Below are 17,005 nucleotides of genomic sequence, written 5' to 3' on the forward strand. Positions count from 1 at the left end.
ATTCTTACACAATGCTTATTTCTATGACAGTAAACAACGGCATGTCTGCTTGCTTTTCCTGTTAATCAAAGATATAATATTAGTAATCATATACAAATCTGATTACTAATCTGCTGTTAATCAAAATAAATCATAAAAATTTCAGGAGGCTGCCATGGGAAAAAGAAATAAGGTCACAACACGGGATATTGCGGAATACACAGGTGTATCACAGTCCAGTGTATCCATGATTCTCAGCAATAAACAAAACGTATCCTTTTCAGCGGAAACACGCGAGCTTGTGCTTACTGCGGCAAAAAAGCTGGGATATCAGAAGCCGGTAAAAAAGCAGACTGCCTTATCCACACCCATGGATAAAACAATCGTGGTATTGACACCGCTGCTTTCCAACGGCTATTACGCTACCCTCATTCATTCCATTACCGAACAGGCCAGAGAGTACGGCTATTCCGTATTCACCGTCACGACGATGCGGGATGCAGCACAGGAGGAATTTTATTTCGATATGCTGGCAGGACTGCAATTAGCAGGTGCTGTCTGTCTGTATCCGCCGACACATATTACCAAAGCCAATGCATTGGCAAAGCAGATTCCTGTTGTGTCCATCGGTGACAAGCCAAAGGGCAGCACCTTTGACTCCGTAGAGCTAGATGGAAGAAAGACCGGATATCTGATGGGGGAATATCTTGTACGTCTCGGCCACACACACATTACCTTTATATCCACCCCCATCAAGGCAAAGGAAATATCCAGACTGCACCGGTTAGAAGGCCTGAAGGCAGCGTTTGAAGATTATGGACAAAGCCAGAACAATATCATGGTAAAAACCCCCTCCATTTCCACCTATGCGCATTATCCCTCAGAATCCGCAGAGTATATGACCGGCTATGACTTGGCAGTAAAAGCCCTTCAAGAGCATACAGTCTCCACAGCCTTTGTAGGAAACAACGATATGACTGCATTCGGTGTCATGGCGGCTCTTGTGGATCAGGGATGCCGGATTCCACAGGATTACTCGGTAGCTGGCTTTGATAATATCCACTTATCCTCCATGCCGAATATTTCGCTAACCAGCGTTGAGCATGCCTCTATACTGAAAGGCAAAGAGGCTGTAGATATGATTTATAAGAAAAACAATAAGGATACCAGAAGCAAAGGACATAAATATATCCTGCGCCTGGAATATGAGCCGGAATTGATTATACGCAAATCGACTGGAAAATGCCGCAGTCAGAATAGCTGACAGGAATCCGTGAGGACACGGGCTAAATGTGAATACCACTACTTTATATAAGCTGCAGGACAAAAAAAGACAGCGATACTGCCACTGTCCTCTAATCGAATATGGAAATTGAACATAAGGGATTTCAAAATCTATTGCAGCTCAATGGATTCGAAAGTCTCTTTTTTATTACACCTGAATATGCATAAGAACCTGTTCTGTGCAGATATTGCCATCTTTTTATTATAGAAAAGCGATATACTGTTTCACTCATGACATCATGAAAGGATTCCATAGTTTTGTTCAGCAAAGAGAATTACCATTCAAACAGGTTAAAATAATATTTATCCCGTAAGTAATCTGCCTGCTCCTTCGTTATCTCATTTGAATATAGCGCTGAATTGATAGAGCCATACACTTCATCCATATATTTATCGTAATATATATCCTCTCTGTTTTTAGCTTCCACAAGCTGCCTGATATCTTTTTCAAGATAGGGTGGAAGATTTACTTCAAAATACCGTCTATTGTATTTGTCGCGCTGTTCATTTTCTGACATGACTGCCTCCATAAAATTTAGGAATTTTACATTCCAGATTTTTTGTAAAATCCATATTGCCGCTCCTTTCCATATATCATAGCTATTATACCAAAGAAAATGCGAAAAAAGAGCATAACTTTATCATCATGCCCTTATTCATTTACATTCACAAAATCCTGGACTCCCACTGAAAGAACCAATCATTGCTTTACCAAGTAATCCGGCTATGCAAATTATTTTTCCTATTTATAAAAATGAGTGTATTCCATAGGAAGCTCCATCGTTTTCTTTATAGGGGGACAGAAATTCTGCTGCTTTCCATTTCATTGTATACGCATGATGTGCTGATCAGACACGTACGATTTTTTTCTTCAGCTTCTTTGCGGCTTCATCCAAGGTGGCACTGGATTCAATCGCTTCCAGAATTGCAGTTTCCTCCATCGTTTTTTCCCACTTCTTCAGCATATTCTTCATTACCGTAACCTTATCCTCCTGATTCAGGTCATGGAAGATAAAAACCTCATCGAACAATGACGCAAAGGATTCTCCCAGCATATGCTTTACCTGCAGCAGCGGATCACTGGTTTCCTGAAATTTCATAGTACTGTGAGCAGAGCATGGAAAATCACCGCTCATAATCATAATACTATGCCGCAAATCAATTTTCTGTACATCCCGTTCCAGATATCCGCGTTCAATCCCCTGCTTTAAAAACTGCAGCATCGCCTCATTTGCCATATGCAGATTGGTAACATTCACAATGGTATATGGATTTCTGCGCAGCTTGGAAAGATTATGCTCCAGATTACGATCCAGTGCTGCCATGTCCAGCTCCACCATATCCTCCTGGTTGAAATACAGACGGTTAAACTGATGCGTCAGCGTCTTTTTCCCGACGCCCTGATTTCCGAGAAACAGCCAGACCCCAAGCGGCCGCTCACTAATGATTCCCTGCTCGATCCATTCCAGCTGTCCCATCAGCTTGCGGATAACATCCTTCTGCGCAACCATCGTTGTCTCCAGATGCGTCCTTAGCTCCTGCAGACGGTTACGGGATGCCAGGGGGATATCCGTCAGCTTTTCAATTACATCACGCACCATATCCTCGCTCACGATCCGTTCACTGCTTCGCTTCGCTCCCACACAGGCAAGATCCAGCACATCGATTGCCTTATCTGGAAACTTTCGCTGCGGCATATAATATGCACAATACTTCACGATTTGTTCCAGAACCTTCTCCTGAATCTTCACATTATGAAAATCCTCATATTCCTTTTTCTTTGCTTTCAGCATCTTGATAGTATCTTCCACATCTGGCTCCCGTATGGTAATAATCTGAAAACGGCGCTCCAGTGCCCGGTCCTTTTCAATATACATTTCGTATTCCTCAATCGTTGTCGCACCAATGCACTTGATCACTCCTCTTGCCAGATATGGCTTCAGGACACTGGAAACATCTATTGAGCCCTCCGATTTTCCTGCGCCGATCATCAAATGTATTTCATCAATAAACAGAATGACATTGGGATACTTCTCCAGCAAACGGATGATATTTTGCAGTTTTTCCTCAAAATCACCGCGATATTTCGTACCAGCCACTAGAGAATTCAAATGCAGCTCATATATACAGGCATCCTTTAGAGAAGGCACCTGATTTTGCTGTATCATACCTGCCAGCTTTTCCACAAGCGCTGTTTTTCCAACTCCCGGCTCTCCGATTAATAAAGGATTTGCCTTGTCCTTACGGGATAATACGGAAATCATAAAATTCAGCTCATCGTCTCTGCCTACAATGTCTTGATTTGCGCCGCACAGATTCAGATTGCGAAGCTCTGTGATTTTATCAAGCTCACTCATACTGCCATGCTCCATTTGCAGCAGCACAACCTCCTCGTCCACATCATAGCGATGCAGTATCTCCGTGGCAACGCAGCTATTTGTCTGCAATAATGCCAGGGTTAATGAATCCACGTCCATTGCTGTATTCTGTTTCTTGGAAGACAGTGACATTCCCCGCTCCAGGATATCATCCACAACCTGTGTAATCTGCAGCTCCTCCACATCCTGATCCTTTAAACCAAAAAGAACCATTAAATCCTCTTTAAGCTGAAAATAATATACTCCCTGTGCACATAACAGCCGTGACAGCGGTGTTGCGGTATCTTTCAGAATCGCAAGCAGAAGATGCTCACTTCCGATATAATTGTTGCCCATCTCCCTGGCTTCCTCTCTTGCTGTATCCAGGATTGCGGAAACCTGTGTATTTAAACGATATTTCATATCTTCACCATCCTCGTCATTCTATAGCATATGAATTTCATACGCTGCTTTTGTTAGTATAACCACTTTATTTCACAATATTTCATCATCCTGAGCAGATACGGGCAAAACAATTCGACGAATACAGACAGAAAATCATATAGTAGAGAGAAGGAGGTGACAAAAATGGCAAGGCGTGTCCGCTCCAGTCCGAAAACAGCGTCTGTTATTCTCTCTGTCAGCGTCATCAGTATTACCATCATCGGCGGTGTTGTGCTGTTTCCGATTCTAGGAATCGGCAGTGTTCTGCTGGTGGCTGCTGTTATCCTGCTGCTGAGCCGCAGTCAGGATCCCTGCCGTAAAAAATAACAGCACGGGATATATATCAGGGAAGCGTTTTTATTTGAAACTAATGCAAGGAAAAAGGACAGGTGTATTTTCCTGTCCTTTATGCTTCCCGCAACAGATATACCTGGTGATCCTGATCATAAAAGCTAAACATCTTTCCATAAGGGTAGCTTTGGATATCATCCGCAATGACACCGTTCTGTAAAAGACGACGGTGCTCCTCCTCAATATCATCACAGGTAAACATGAGGGAAGGATGGGCACAGGATATATCCGGATTTGCGTTCTCCATACGGGAGCGTTCAAACAAAACAAGCGTAGTTTGTGTGTGATAGCTTGGCGCAGCTTCCAGCCAGACCATTCCGGGACCCATAGCCTGTTCCTCACGAATCACAAAGCCCATATTCTCTGTCCAGAATTTCTTTGCCTCAATGCTGCTGTTTACATATACGGTTACTTTAGCTAAATTGGATATCATTTTTTATCCCTCCGCTGTTAGTATGCGGCTCTCTGCCTGTTTCATACGATTATGGCTTTGTACTTTCCAGAAACCAGCGTGTCCGTTCAAAATATAAATCTCTTTTCTGCCCCTGAATCAGACATTCATAGCATAACCCGCAGCCGCCTACCGAGGAAGCCTTTTTACGAATCTGCAGCACTCTGTCAATTTCATATTTCACGCCGTTATCCCATAATACAGCCACCGGCTTCAATACTTCATTTTTCCCCATGATGGTAAGAACATCCACATACCGCTTATACAGATGGGGTCTTGGTTCATGCAGCTTCTGCATACACTACCTCAAAAGAATCCAACCGGATGTACGACATGATCCTCTTTCGGATTGAAGTCCGTCAGATGTCTGTCCTGCAGCATAGAGCACCGCTGTATTTTCGCAAAGCCGAAACGCTCACGGACTGCATCCATGGTTTCCTCCAGTTTTCTCTGACGCTGACGCTCCTGTTCACTGACAAACAGATTCAGCTGGGTAAATCCGGTATCCTTTTCAATGCCGCTCACAGTGACACCGATGGTGCGAAGCGGTATGGTAAAATCATAGTTCTCCTGTAATAGGGTTAGAACAACCGGCATGATTTCCGCGGCGATATTGGTCGCCTGTGTAAGCTTTCTTTGACGGCTGAACCAGGAAAGCTCTGTGCTTCGCAGCGTTATGGAAATCACATTGCCGCGCAGTCCCTGTTCACGTAGACGGGAAGCGACGGATTCCACTAGGACATAATAAACCAGCTTCGCCTCCTCATAGGTACAGACATCCTTTGGTGCTGTGATCGCATTTCCTACCGATTTCACCGGGTCCTGATGTGAGATAAGAGCTACCTCGGATACATCCTCACCATTCGCAAACCACCAGATCAGCTCTCCCATCTTTCCAAAGCGGTCTTTCATCCAGCCCTTTGGAAGCTGTGCAAGCTGTCCAATCGTTTCAATCGCATAATGCGCCAGCTTATGCTTTGTAGCTCTTCCTACATAAAACAGATCACTCACAGGCAGCGGCCAGATAACATCCCGGTAATTCTGTCTTGTTATTTCTACCAGACCGCTGTGCTTATCCATATCCGATCCGATTTTCGCAAAGATTTTATTATAGCTGACTCCCATGGATACGCTCATTCCCAGCTCATGTGCCACACGGTTTTGAATCCGGCGGGCAATCGACCTTCCATCTCCAAACAATGCTGTTGATTCGCTCAAATCCATCCATGCCTCATCCAGGCCAAACGATTCCACCTGATCCGTATATTCCCGGTAAATATCCTTAACCTTCTCCGTATAATACATGTATTCCTCATAATCCGGCTTCAGAATACGCAGCTGCGGACATTTCGCCAGCGCCTCCCGCAGAGATTCCCCTGTCTTGATCTGGAAGGCTTTTGCCTTATCATTTTTAGCCAGTATGATTCCATGACGTTCTTCCTCGCTGCCCCCCACCGCCATGGGAATATCCCGCAGCTCAGGATACTTCATTTCCTCGATTTGTGCATAACAGTGATTGATATCACTGTGTACAATAATACGTTCCTTTGTTTGCATAGGGAATCACCTCACACACCTATTATATGCAATTCGTTCCGTTTTTCAATACATTATGGAACAATACCAGAAATTGGAAGTGTTATTATTCCATATTTTTATAATTACTGGTTTTTTATGATATAATAGAAAGCAGGAGGATACCGCAATGAAATTAAGTGAGCTTTTAACCTATTACCGCCATCGTGACAACCTGAGTCTGGAAAGTGTCGGTGATTATGCCGGGGTATCGAAATCCACTGTCAAGCGCTGGGAATCCGGAGAATCGAGCAATGTTTCTCAGGCACGTCTGGATAAGCTTTCCGAGCTGTTTGGAATAGATGTAAATGCCTGTCTGCAGGGAAATGTAAAGCCGATTCTCGGTTATGTCAAAGCCGGTTATGATTTATTTGCGAACGAAAACCTGCTTGGATATGAGGAGGTTACCGGTAAAGAGGCAGCACAGGGGGATTATTATCTACGTGTCCAGGGGGATTCCATGACAGGCTCCCGTATATATGACGGTGATCTGGTATATGTGAAAAGCTGCAGCAATGTGGAGAGCGGTGCTATCGCCGTTGTGCTGCTGGAGTATAACGAGGTAACCATCAAGAAAATACTGAAAAAGGAGAATACGGTCATCCTGATGGCTACAAATCCGACTGTGGAGCCGAGAGTTTTTACAAGGCAGGAGATAGAGGAAGGACAAATGCAGATTATCGGCAAGGTTCTGCATTCCAAAATACGCTTCTAAAAATATTGTAAAATAATGGAAATTATGTCATACTAGTGGAGTAGGTTTGTGTATAATATCATACTATATGAGATGGATGTTTTTTCCCTTCTAAACATCCTTTTTTCATGCATTTCCTGCTTTATTTCTTGAAAAATGGCAGGAATTGCATATATACAGAAATGTATAGTTTTTAATACAGAGGGAGGGATTTCATTGAAAACAGATGAATTGCTGGAGTATATACAGACGCATTGTGAGCTGAATTATATATCTGATTTAAGGAATCCCTTTTATTTGAAAGAGTGTCTCAGCTTTTTGCATAAAATTGACAAGACATCCTTCTCCTTAGGACAGTGGCGCTATCTGTATGAATACATTACCGGACAGAAATGCGAGGATACAACGATTGAAACAATCCGAAAAAAGATTGATTCCTGGTGTCATCAGGTATAAACAGGAAGAACCTGGCAATCCTGTAGCTACAGGAGGTCATCGTTATGTACGCTATCCGCAGTAAAAAAACAAACCGGTGGTTTCACGGTATCAATGCACAGGCAGGAGTGGGAAGCTCCCTGCGTATACAAATGGATGATATGCTGCCAGCACTGTTTCGTACGAAGGAAATGGCAAGAGTAGAGCTGCTGCTTAACCATCTTTCTCCACAGTCCTATGAGATTTTGGAAGTGGATCTGCACATACAGGAGCATGCGGCCTGACGGGAAATTCGCAATTAGCGGATTTCCTTTTTCTTTCGCTTATGGTAAGCTATAAGAAGAAAATAAAAGAGGTGAACTGTCATGTATCGAATTATGATTATTGAAGACAATGAAAAAATAAGAATTGAATTATGCGATTTTCTTAGTAAAAACGGTTATGAAGCACTTGGAACAGATGATTTTGAGCATACACTGGATATCATTCATAGGGAACAGCCGGATCTGCTGCTGCTCGATTTGAATCTTCCGGTTGTGGATGGTCATTTTATATGCCGTGAGGTACGCAAAAGCAGCGATATGCCGATCATTATCGTGACAAGCCGCGATTCCGATATGGATGAGCTGATCAGTATGAACCTTGGCGCCGATGACTTTGTGACCAAGCCGTATAATCTGCAGATTCTGCTTGCCCGTATTGCACGGGTTTTGCAGAGAACCTATGAGCATGCCAGCAGTAATATTTTGACGATTCATGATATTGCCCTGGATATTTCCAAAAGCACGCTGACGTGGAAGGGAAACAGCATCGACCTAACCAAAAATGAACTGCGCATCATGCACTGCCTGTTTCAGAACAAGAACAAAATCGTATCCCGAAATGAACTGATGCAGCATATGTGGGACTGCGATTTATTTGTGGATGACAATACTCTGACAGTCAATATCAACCGGCTGCGCAAAAAGCTGGAATATCTGCGCCTGGATGATTTGATTCAGACAAAGCGCGGTATGGGATACATCATATATGAGGACTAGTGAATTTATACGCGAAAAGCTGTATCTGATCATGATTTCCTTTCTGACAAGCATTATCACAATCCTGTTTCTGTATGCCATTCAGGTAAACGGACAGGTCATTCTTATCATCTCCCTGCTGCAATGGGGGATGGTGCTTGCCAGTCTGATAATTGAATATCTGCGGCGTTCCACCTACTATCACCGGCTGGAGCAGACACTGGACGGCCTGGATCAGAAATATTTGCTTACCGAAATCATGGATGAACCGCTGTTTATGGATGGTAAGATTTTGTATGAAACGCTGCGCATTGTAGATAAATCCATGGCGGATAATGTAAACCGTTATCGTATTTCTCAAAATGAATACAAGGATTATATTGAAATGTGGGTTCATGAAATCAAGGCACCGCTCGCTGCCAGCAAGCTGATTATCTCCAATAACCTCAATGAGGTAACAAAGAGTCTTCAGGAGGAGATAGAAAAAGTGGAAGGCTTTGTCGAACAGGCATTGTTTTATGCGCGCAGCACAACCCCGGAAAAGGATTATATTATCAAGGAGCTGAATCTTCAGGACTGCGTAACCAAAGTGATCCGGAAGCATTCTAAAAGCTTTATCTATCAAAAAATCAAACTACAGCTTGATGATTTGGATATGTTTATATTCAGTGACAGCAAGTGGCTGGAATTTATACTCGACCAGATCATAACAAATGCTTTGAAATATACACCGAAGGAAACAGGAGAAATTCATATCTGGACTACAACGGGTGATAATGCTGTATCACTGCACATACAGGATAATGGAAGTGGTATATCCTCCAGTGAACTGGGAAGAATTTTTGATAAGGGCTTTACAGGAACAAATGGCAGATTAAATGAAAAGGCAACCGGGATGGGGCTGTATCTGTGCAAAACCTTGTGTAAAAAGCTGTATCTGGGGATTCATGCGGACAGTATCCTGGGTCAGGGAACTACAATCACACTTGACTTTCCGATTTCCAAGCTAATGCTGCTGAAATAGAAGTCGTTTCAACAAGCCTATTAACCTTAACGGTAAAGCAGGGATGTCCCCTGCTTTTCTTACGTGCTAACTTACAAGTTTGTAAGTATAATGTAATTGTTATCCATGGCGCATATACAACAGCTCCTGTACAATACAGGTATACAGGAGGTGATCCCATGAAACGGATATGGGCCTATGCATTTGAAATCGGAATTGCACTGATGGGAATACTGCTTATCATCAATCTACTCTTTCCTGCCTTTCTCAGCGAGGGTATATACAGCTGTATGCTGATACTGTTTCTGGTAAGCATCCTGCTGTTAAAGCTGTCCAATATCAGTGAACGTATGAAAGATAAAACAAACAGAGGAGGAATTTTATGAAAACCATATTAACTGTAGAAAATATTGAAAAGTATTACGGAAATCGAAGCAATATCACAAAGGCTGTGGATAATATCAGCTTTTCTGTGGATGAAGGCGAATTCGTCGGCGTTATGGGACCAAGCGGTTCAGGAAAGACGACCCTGTTAAACTGTATTTCCACCATCGATAATGTCACAAGCGGTCATATTTATATTAACGGGAATGATATTACCCGACTAAAGAAAAATGATCTAAGCAGCTTTCGCCGGAAGGAGCTTGGTTTTATCTTCCAGGATTTCAATTTGCTGGATACCCTGACGGCTTATGAAAACATTGCGCTTGCCTTAACCATACAAAAGGTAAAACCGGCACAGATCGGAAAACGTATTGAGAATGTTGCGAAGAAGCTCGATATCACGGATGTGCTGCAGAAATATCCTTATCAGATGTCCGGTGGTCAGAAGCAGCGTGTCGCATCAGCCAGAGCCCTGATTACAAATCCGAGTCTGATTCTTGCGGATGAACCAACCGGTGCTTTGGATTCCAAATCCAGCCGCATGCTTCTGGATTCCATGGAGCGCCTGAATGAAGAATACAATGCCACCATTATGATGGTCACCCACGATGCCTTTACCGCATCCTATGCACACCGTATTCTGTTTATCAAGGATGGAAAAATCTTCAATGAGATTATCCGTGGAGAAAGCTCACGTAAGGATTTCTTCAATCAGATCATGGAGGTTGTGACCCTGCTGGGAGGTGACACGAGCAATGTACTTTAAACTAGCCCTGCGCAATGTCAAAAAGAGCTTTAAGGACTTTCTTGTTTACTTTCTGACATTGACCTTCTCCGTATGTCTATTCTATACCTTTAACTCCTTTCAATCACAGCAGGCTGTCATGAAGCTGAACTCATCTCAGCTTATGATTGTAGATCAGTTAAGTCTGTTAATGCGGCTTGTCTCCATCTTTGTCGCGGTTGTCCTTGCTTTTTTGATTTTGTATGCTAATAACTTTCTTATTCGAAGAAGGAAAAAGGAGCTTGGACTGTATACGATGCTGGGGATGCCGCGAGGCAAGATTTCCAGGATTCTTGTATATGAAACATTGACGATCGGAATTGTTTCTCTGATATCCGGAATGGTACTGGGCTTGATTGTTTCTCAGGTATTAACCGCAGTAACGGCAAATCTGTTCGCAGTTCCACTGGACTACCACTTTGTCTTTTCTCCATCCGCAACTATCATGACCGTATTCTCATTCTCCATGATTTTCTTCATCACAATGATATTCAATACGATGGTATTGAACCGTTACAAGCTGATTGACCTGTTAAATGCAGACAGAAGAAATGATGATTTGAAAATAAAAAAGGTCTGGATGTCACTGCTTCTGTTTGTAATATCCATCGCATGTCTGGGATGGGCATATTATCAGGCGCTTGATAATGGAATTATGGCATTTAATTCGCTCGGCTCCATTATTCTGGTGGGAAGCATCGGTACAGTTCTTTTCTTCCTGTCACTGGCGGGCTTCCTTCTGACTGTTGTAAAATCAAGTAAGGGAATCTATTTCAAGAATCTGAACTGCTTCATTCTGCGGCAGATCAATTCCAATATCAATACAAATTTCATTTCCATGAGCATTGTATGTATTATGCTGCTGTTAAGCATCGGCTCCCTTTCCACAGGGCTGAGTCTGAATAACACTATGAATAAATCAATTAAAAACAATACACCGTATGATTACACCCTCATAGCACAGTACGGCTATTATCCGAATGGTTCAAAAAGGAATGAGGAGGATATTCCGCTTCAGGATGCAGCAGCACGTTTACAGTTGAATCCTTCCTATATCAAATCACAAAGCTTCATAACAACCTATACACCAGAGTTAACGGTTGACGATAAGAAGCTAATCGCTGCTGTCTCAGACAGCACAGGCCGCCAGTTGATTAAAAGCTATACCAAGGAAGCTGTTGTCGCAATACCCCTATCCTCTTACAATACGGTTCGCAAGCGTCTTGGTTATGATACCATTCAGCTCAAAAATAATGAAATCTATCTGTATACTAGTGTGGAAACAATATCCACTGCTGTGAATGAAATATTGGATGCGAAACCGGAGGTTACCGTATTTGGTAATAAGGTGCGCATTGCAAACGATTCCTATGACTCCTTTTCATTAGGAACCAACAGCAGCATGAACGGTTATCTAATGGCAATCGTTGTACCGGATGCATTGATTCCCAAGCAAGCAGAAATTAACGAAATATACTGGAATATTGACCTGACAAGTAAAATCAACTGTGAAAGGTTTGATTCGTATATTGAAAAGCAGATTAGCACGCTAGTCGAAAATCATCCGAATGAGCAGCAATTCCCTGCTTATATGCGTGCCTCTAAGCAGGATGTATATGATATGAATAAGGGAATGGCAGTAACATTCACGTATATAGGAATTTATTTAGGTACAGTCTTTATGATTGCCAGTGCTGTTATTCTCGCACTGCAGCAGCTGTCTCAAGCGAATGATAATAAAAAGCGCTATCTCATCCTGAATAAAATAGGAACTGAGCAGCGAATGATCAATCGCTCAATATTATTACAAATTGCTATTTACTTCATGATGCCTCTGGCACTTGCCATTGTTCACAGCATTGTCGGAATCAAGATGGTGAATACACTGGTAATTATGTTTGGACGCGGGGATATCATGACATCCTCAATGTTTACTGCCGCAATCATTCTAGTGATCTATGGTTCTTATTTCTTGGTAACCTATGCTGGTTATAAAAATATATTAAAATCCTAAGCAAAAAGCTCTGTCGTAAAAAAACAGAGCTTTTTTACACAGGCCAGCGATTTGATTATAGGAAGCTCCCGCGAATCACCAAATATTATAAAGGAGGGTCAGTTCTTAATTATTACTTATTAAGATTTCTTTCTACTTATTAAGATCGCCTACTTATTAAAATCGCTTATATGCATTAAAAAGATACAAAGGTTACAGCAGATTATGACTAAGCTTCCATTAAAAGAAACAGACATCAGGAAAAGGACATGATAAGCTTTATATAATAAAATACAAGGTTAAGAAAAGGCATATGATTGGAGGATTTAACGGCTTTGATCTATAGGATAGATTTATTACATAAAAAGATATGAAAGAACGGGTTATGATAATCTTTCGATTATTAAGCATGATTCAAATAATTTAAGAAAAAATGATATACGATACACAATCATTGTTACCTCATATATGTATCCTCCTTCCCTTTTTTAAGTAAGAGAAAAGGAATGAGCAGGATCCCCAGTAGATCAATCAAGCATAGGAATAAAGGTCTTTTTAATTATATGTATTTCAGTAGTAAGGTTTTAGCATTTCGATAATACTAGGAAATGAATAGACCTTATATCTTTCGAATTGCATTGACATCTGTTAAGCTAACCTGGGGGAGTGTATGGTCTTATTCTCACGCTATCATGCTATTGGATGTATAAAATTTTAGATCAAACAGAATTCAAGATAAAGCAATTTAATAAAATACGTACTGCCATCCACCCTTAATAATTTAACGCAATTTATAAAATGATTCACATCTTATCATAATAACCAAATCTATCTCAAAGCGTAAAATAAGAATCATACAAAGCAACAGCTATAATCTTATAGCATCATTATAGGATTATTATGTAATGTAGCCTACTATCCGCCCAGCATAATGGAAGGCACAAGGCTGTGGCATAGTATCTTAAAACAGGCCTCACGCTTTATAACCGATGTCATATCCTACAATCAACATCATACTCTATAATCAATATCATGTGCTCCAGAAACTAAAAAAAGACCCATCCAAAGATGAGTCACTTTACCTGGCAGCGTGCTATCTTCACTGGAGCTCGTCCAGATATTGTCGCCGCTGATATGCTTAACTTCTGTGTTCGGGATGAGTACAGGTGTGTCCACATCGCTATCGCCACCAGATCTCTTTGAGGTCGTTCCCTCAAAACTGAATAACAGTTGACTTGTTTCTTTGTGATTAAGTCCTCGACCTATTAGTATCAGTCAACTCCATGTATCGCTACACTTCCATCTCTGACCTATCTACCTCGTCGTCTTCAAGGGGTCTTACTTCGTTTGACGAATGGGAGATCTCATCTTGGAGTAGGCTTCGCGCTTAGATGCTTTCAGCGCTTATCCCTTCCCTACTTAGCTACCCAGCTATGCTCCTGGCGGAACAACTGGTGCACCAGCGGTAGGTCCATCCCGGTCCTCTCGTACTAAGGACAGCTCTCCTCAGATCTCCAACGCCCACAACAGATAGGGACCGAACTGTCTCACGACGTTCTGAACCCAGCTCGCGTACCGCTTTAATGGGCGGACAGCCCAACCCTTGGAACCGAATTCAGCTCCAGGATGCGATGAGCCGACATCGAGGTGCCAAACCTCGCCGTCGATGTGAACTCTTGGGCGAGATCAGCCTGTTATCCCCAGGGTAGCTTTTATCCGTTGAGCGACGGCCCTTCCATTCGGCACCGCCGGATCACTAATCCCGACTTTCGTCCCTGTTCGACTTGTCTGTCTCACAGTCAAGCACGCTTCTGCATTTGCACTCGTCGATTGATTTCCATCCAATCTGAGCGTACCTTTGGGCGCCTCCGTTACTCTTTAGGAGGCGACCGCCCCAGTCAAACTGCCCACCTGACACGGTCCCTCACCCAGCTTATGGGTGCAGGTTAGAACTTCAATCAAACAAGAGTGGTATCCCAACATCGGCTCCTCGTATACTGGCGTACACGTCTCTTCGCCTCCCACCTATCCTGTACATCTTTGATCAAAATTCAATATCAGGCTACAGTAAAGCTCCATGGGGTCTTTCCGTCTAGTTGCGGGTAACCTGCATTTTCACAGGTACTAAGATTTCACCGAGTCTGCTGCCGAGACAGCGCCCAAATCGTTACGCCTTTCGTGCGGGTCAGAACTTACCTGACAAGGAATTTCGCTACCTTAGGACCGTTATAGTTACGGCCGCCGTTCACTGGGGCTTCAATTCATTGCTTCTCCTTTCGGATGACAAATCCTCTTAACCTTCCAGCACCGGGCAGGCGTCACCCCCTATACTTCGTCTTGCGACTTTGCAGAGAGCTGTGTTTTAGTTAAACAGTCGCTTGGGCCTCTTCACTGCGGCTCTCTTTTACAAGAGCACTCCTTATCGCTAACTTACGGAGTCATTTTGCCGAGTTCCTTGGCAACAGTTCTCTCGCTCACCTCAGGATTCTCTCCTTGCCCACCTGTGTCGGTTTTGGTACGGGCCGCTATGGAATTATCACTAGAAACTTTTCTTGGAAGCTGGCATCATGTGCTTCAGTACTTGCCCGAAGGCGTTCCCTTACCTGTCACATCTTACATCCCGCTGACGCATTTCACTGTCAGCCTGCTATATGCTTCGACCACAATCCATTTAGTGGCTCACACTAGCCTTCTCCGTCATTCCTTCATTTCCATCGCGGGTACAGGAATATCTGCCTGTTTTCCATCCACTACGCCTTTCGGCCTCGCGTTAGGTCCCGACTTACCCAGGGCGGACGAACCTTCCCCTGGAATCCTTGGGCTATCGGTGTGTAGGATTCTCACCTACATCTCGCTACTCACACCGGCATTCTCTCTTCCATGCTCTCCACCACTCCTTACGGTATGGCTTCTACGTGCATGCAACGCTCCCCTACCACTCAACTCTGAAGTTGAATCCGCAGCTTCGGTAGTATGCTTAGCCCCGGTACATTTTCGGCGCAGGGTCACTCGACTAGTGAGCTGTTACGCACTCTTTCAAGGATGGCTGCTTCTGAGCCAACCTCCTAGTTGTCTGTGCATCCCCACATCCTTTTCCACTTAGCATACATTTTGGGACCTTAACTGGCGGTCTGGGCTGTTTCCCTTTTGACCATGGACCTTATCACCCACAGTCTGACTGCCGAGTATATCTGTATGGCATTCGGAGTTTGATTATACTCAGTACCCCGGGATGGGGCCATCGTACATTCAGTGCTCTACCTCCATACGACTCTTCCTCGACGCTAGCCCTAAAGCTATTTCGGGGAGAACCAGCTATATCCGTGTTCGATTGGAATTTCTCCCCTAGCCACAACTCATCCGCCAACTTTTCAACGGGGGTCGGTTCGGTCCTCCATTCAGTTTCACCTGAACTTCAACCTGGTCATGGCTAGATCACACGGTTTCGGGTCTACATCATCGTACTGCCGCCCTATTAAGACTCGCTTTCGCTTCGGCTCCGTATCTTCTACTTAACCTCGCACGATAACGTAACTCGCCGGTTCATTCTACAAAAGGCACGCCATCACCCTTTAACGGGCTCTGACTTCTTGTAAGCATACGGTTTCAGGTTCTATTTCACTCCGCTCCCGCGGTTCTTTTCACCTTTCCCTCACGGTACTGGTCCACTATCGGTCACTTGGGTATATTTAGCCTTGACGGATGGTCCCGCCTGCTTCCGACAAGATTTCTCGTGTCTCGCCGTACTCAGGATACCACTAGGCTTCGCTAGACTTTCAGATACGGGACTTGCACCCTCTCCGGTCGGCCTTTCAATGCCGTTCTCTTAGCCATGCTCTTGCCATATCGTGGTCCTACAACCCCAGATCAAGATCTGGTTTGGGCTCCTCCGCGTTCGCTCGCCGCTACTTACGGAATCATTCTTATTTTCTTTTCCTCCGGATACTTAGATGTTTCAGTTCTCCGGGTACCTCCCGCATGAGCTATGTATTCACTCATCGGTGACAGCTCACTACTGCTGCCGGGTTTCCCCATTCGGATATCGACGGATCTTTGTGTACGTACCACTCCCCGTCGCGTTTCGCCGTTTGTTGCGTCCTTCTTCAGTTCCAAGTGCCTAGGCATCCACCGTACGCCCTTATTCACTTAATCACGATTAAGTTTAAGCGTTCTTTTCTTGCTTAGGTTTTTGCTTGAGTTTTCTGTTTTGTTTAACTTTCTACTCGTGAATATCTATGTTCGTTTACAACTT

At 43.5% G+C, this 17,005-nt stretch carries 15 protein-coding genes and 2 rRNA genes; 10 read left to right on the plus strand and 7 right to left on the minus strand.

Annotation, left to right across the window (positions count from 1 at the left end; all coding sequences use genetic code 11):
• Positions 1 to 154: 154 nt before the first annotated feature.
• A complete protein-coding gene (locus GKZ87_18885; protein QSI27412.1) occupies positions 155 to 1,243 on the plus strand; it encodes a substrate-binding domain-containing protein in 1,089 nt (362 codons plus the stop codon).
• 295 nt (positions 1,244 to 1,538) lie between these two features.
• Here GKZ87_18885 and GKZ87_18890 read toward each other — a convergent pair whose 3' ends face one another.
• Both GKZ87_18890 and GKZ87_18895 read right to left on the minus strand, forming a co-directional pair.
• Positions 1,539 to 1,781: a hypothetical protein gene (locus GKZ87_18890; protein ID QSI27413.1), complete on the minus strand. Its 243-nt coding sequence runs from the start codon at positions 1,779 to 1,781 to the stop codon at positions 1,539 to 1,541.
• Positions 1,782 to 2,111: 330 nt separating this feature from the next.
• Positions 2,112 to 4,043 (minus strand): AAA family ATPase, encoded by a 1,932-nt coding sequence (locus GKZ87_18895; protein ID QSI27414.1) that lies wholly within the window; start codon positions 4,041 to 4,043, stop codon positions 2,112 to 2,114.
• A 165-nt stretch (positions 4,044 to 4,208) separates the two neighbouring features.
• Between GKZ87_18895 and GKZ87_18900 the strand changes: the two genes are divergently transcribed.
• The gene (locus tag GKZ87_18900) at positions 4,209 to 4,391 is read left to right on the plus strand and encodes a hypothetical protein (GenBank protein QSI27415.1); all 183 of its coding nucleotides are present in this window, start codon (positions 4,209 to 4,211) and stop codon (positions 4,389 to 4,391) included.
• Positions 4,392 to 4,470: 79 nt separating this feature from the next.
• Here the strand turns inward: GKZ87_18900 and GKZ87_18905 are convergent, their stop codons facing one another.
• From GKZ87_18905 to GKZ87_18915, 3 genes are read right to left on the minus strand one after another with little or no spacing between them, the layout of a single operon-like run.
• The gene (locus tag GKZ87_18905; protein ID QSI27416.1) at positions 4,471 to 4,848 is read right to left on the minus strand and encodes a VOC family protein; all 378 of its coding nucleotides are present in this window, start codon (positions 4,846 to 4,848) and stop codon (positions 4,471 to 4,473) included.
• A gap of 49 nt (positions 4,849 to 4,897) precedes the next feature.
• Positions 4,898 to 5,164: a hypothetical protein gene (locus GKZ87_18910; GenBank protein QSI27417.1), complete on the minus strand. Its 267-nt coding sequence runs from the start codon at positions 5,162 to 5,164 to the stop codon at positions 4,898 to 4,900.
• Between the two features lie 8 nt (positions 5,165 to 5,172).
• Complete coding sequence (locus GKZ87_18915; GenBank protein ID QSI27418.1) at positions 5,173 to 6,423, minus strand: DNA polymerase IV; 1,251 nt, start codon at positions 6,421 to 6,423, stop codon at positions 5,173 to 5,175.
• A gap of 148 nt (positions 6,424 to 6,571) precedes the next feature.
• On the opposite strand from GKZ87_18915, the gene GKZ87_18920 reads away from it, so the two are divergent.
• The 8 genes from GKZ87_18920 (at position 6,572) to GKZ87_18955 (ending at position 12,774) form a co-directional block, all read left to right on the plus strand.
• Entirely contained in the window at positions 6,572 to 7,156 is a 585-nt protein-coding gene (locus tag GKZ87_18920) for a helix-turn-helix domain-containing protein (GenBank protein QSI27419.1), read from the plus strand.
• Between the two features lie 195 nt (positions 7,157 to 7,351).
• Entirely contained in the window at positions 7,352 to 7,591 is a 240-nt protein-coding gene (locus GKZ87_18925; protein QSI27420.1) for a hypothetical protein, read from the plus strand.
• Positions 7,592 to 7,635: 44 nt separating this feature from the next.
• Positions 7,636 to 7,854 (plus strand): hypothetical protein, encoded by a 219-nt coding sequence (locus GKZ87_18930; protein ID QSI27421.1) that lies wholly within the window; start codon positions 7,636 to 7,638, stop codon positions 7,852 to 7,854.
• Between the two features lie 81 nt (positions 7,855 to 7,935).
• A complete protein-coding gene (locus tag GKZ87_18935) occupies positions 7,936 to 8,610 on the plus strand; it encodes a response regulator (protein QSI27422.1) in 675 nt (224 codons plus the stop codon).
• Complete coding sequence (locus GKZ87_18940; GenBank protein ID QSI27423.1) at positions 8,600 to 9,613, plus strand: sensor histidine kinase; 1,014 nt, start codon at positions 8,600 to 8,602, stop codon at positions 9,611 to 9,613. Before GKZ87_18935 ends, GKZ87_18940 begins: the two co-directional genes overlap by 11 nt.
• A 158-nt stretch (positions 9,614 to 9,771) precedes the next feature.
• Positions 9,772 to 9,978 carry a hypothetical protein gene (locus tag GKZ87_18945; protein ID QSI27424.1) on the plus strand — a complete coding sequence of 69 codons (207 nt, stop codon included), beginning with the start codon at positions 9,772 to 9,774 and terminating at the stop codon, positions 9,976 to 9,978.
• Entirely contained in the window at positions 9,975 to 10,742 is a 768-nt protein-coding gene (locus GKZ87_18950) for an ATP-binding cassette domain-containing protein (GenBank protein QSI27425.1), read from the plus strand. Before GKZ87_18945 ends, GKZ87_18950 begins: the two co-directional genes overlap by 4 nt.
• The gene (locus GKZ87_18955) at positions 10,732 to 12,774 is read left to right on the plus strand and encodes an FtsX-like permease family protein (protein ID QSI27426.1); all 2,043 of its coding nucleotides are present in this window, start codon (positions 10,732 to 10,734) and stop codon (positions 12,772 to 12,774) included. Before GKZ87_18950 ends, GKZ87_18955 begins: the two co-directional genes overlap by 11 nt.
• Positions 12,775 to 13,833: 1,059 nt before the next feature.
• On the opposite strand, the gene rrf is transcribed toward GKZ87_18955, so the two are convergent.
• A 5S ribosomal RNA gene (gene rrf, locus GKZ87_18960) occupies positions 13,834 to 13,947 on the minus strand.
• Between the two features lie 50 nt (positions 13,948 to 13,997).
• Positions 13,998 to 16,906 (minus strand): 23S ribosomal RNA (locus GKZ87_18965).
• Positions 16,907 to 17,005: the final 99 nt, after the last annotated feature.

It is taken from the genome of Erysipelotrichaceae bacterium 66202529 (assembly GCA_017161075.1).
In the GTDB taxonomy this organism is placed as follows: Bacteria; Bacillota_I; Bacilli_A; order Erysipelotrichales; family Erysipelotrichaceae; genus Clostridium_AQ.

Excerpts from the sequence above, each read along its gene's own strand:
- GKZ87_18885 (QSI27412.1), top strand. The coding sequence starts at position 155 with ATGGGAAAAAGAAATAAGGTCACAACACGGGATATTGCGGAATACACA.
- GKZ87_18890 (QSI27413.1), bottom strand. The coding sequence starts at position 1,781 with ATGTCAGAAAATGAACAGCGCGACAAATACAATAGACGGTATTTTGAA.
- GKZ87_18895 (QSI27414.1), bottom strand. The coding sequence starts at position 4,043 with ATGAAATATCGTTTAAATACACAGGTTTCCGCAATCCTGGATACAGCA.
- GKZ87_18900 (QSI27415.1), top strand. The coding sequence starts at position 4,209 with ATGGCAAGGCGTGTCCGCTCCAGTCCGAAAACAGCGTCTGTTATTCTC.
- GKZ87_18905 (QSI27416.1), bottom strand. The coding sequence starts at position 4,848 with ATGATATCCAATTTAGCTAAAGTAACCGTATATGTAAACAGCAGCATT.
- GKZ87_18910 (QSI27417.1), bottom strand. The coding sequence starts at position 5,164 with ATGCAGAAGCTGCATGAACCAAGACCCCATCTGTATAAGCGGTATGTG.
- GKZ87_18915 (QSI27418.1), bottom strand. The coding sequence starts at position 6,423 with ATGCAAACAAAGGAACGTATTATTGTACACAGTGATATCAATCACTGT.
- GKZ87_18920 (QSI27419.1), top strand. The coding sequence starts at position 6,572 with ATGAAATTAAGTGAGCTTTTAACCTATTACCGCCATCGTGACAACCTG.
- GKZ87_18930 (QSI27421.1), top strand. The coding sequence starts at position 7,636 with ATGTACGCTATCCGCAGTAAAAAAACAAACCGGTGGTTTCACGGTATC.
- GKZ87_18935 (QSI27422.1), top strand. The coding sequence starts at position 7,936 with ATGTATCGAATTATGATTATTGAAGACAATGAAAAAATAAGAATTGAA.
- GKZ87_18940 (QSI27423.1), top strand. The coding sequence starts at position 8,600 with ATGAGGACTAGTGAATTTATACGCGAAAAGCTGTATCTGATCATGATT.
- GKZ87_18945 (QSI27424.1), top strand. The coding sequence starts at position 9,772 with ATGAAACGGATATGGGCCTATGCATTTGAAATCGGAATTGCACTGATG.
- GKZ87_18950 (QSI27425.1), top strand. The coding sequence starts at position 9,975 with ATGAAAACCATATTAACTGTAGAAAATATTGAAAAGTATTACGGAAAT.
- GKZ87_18955 (QSI27426.1), top strand. The coding sequence starts at position 10,732 with ATGTACTTTAAACTAGCCCTGCGCAATGTCAAAAAGAGCTTTAAGGAC.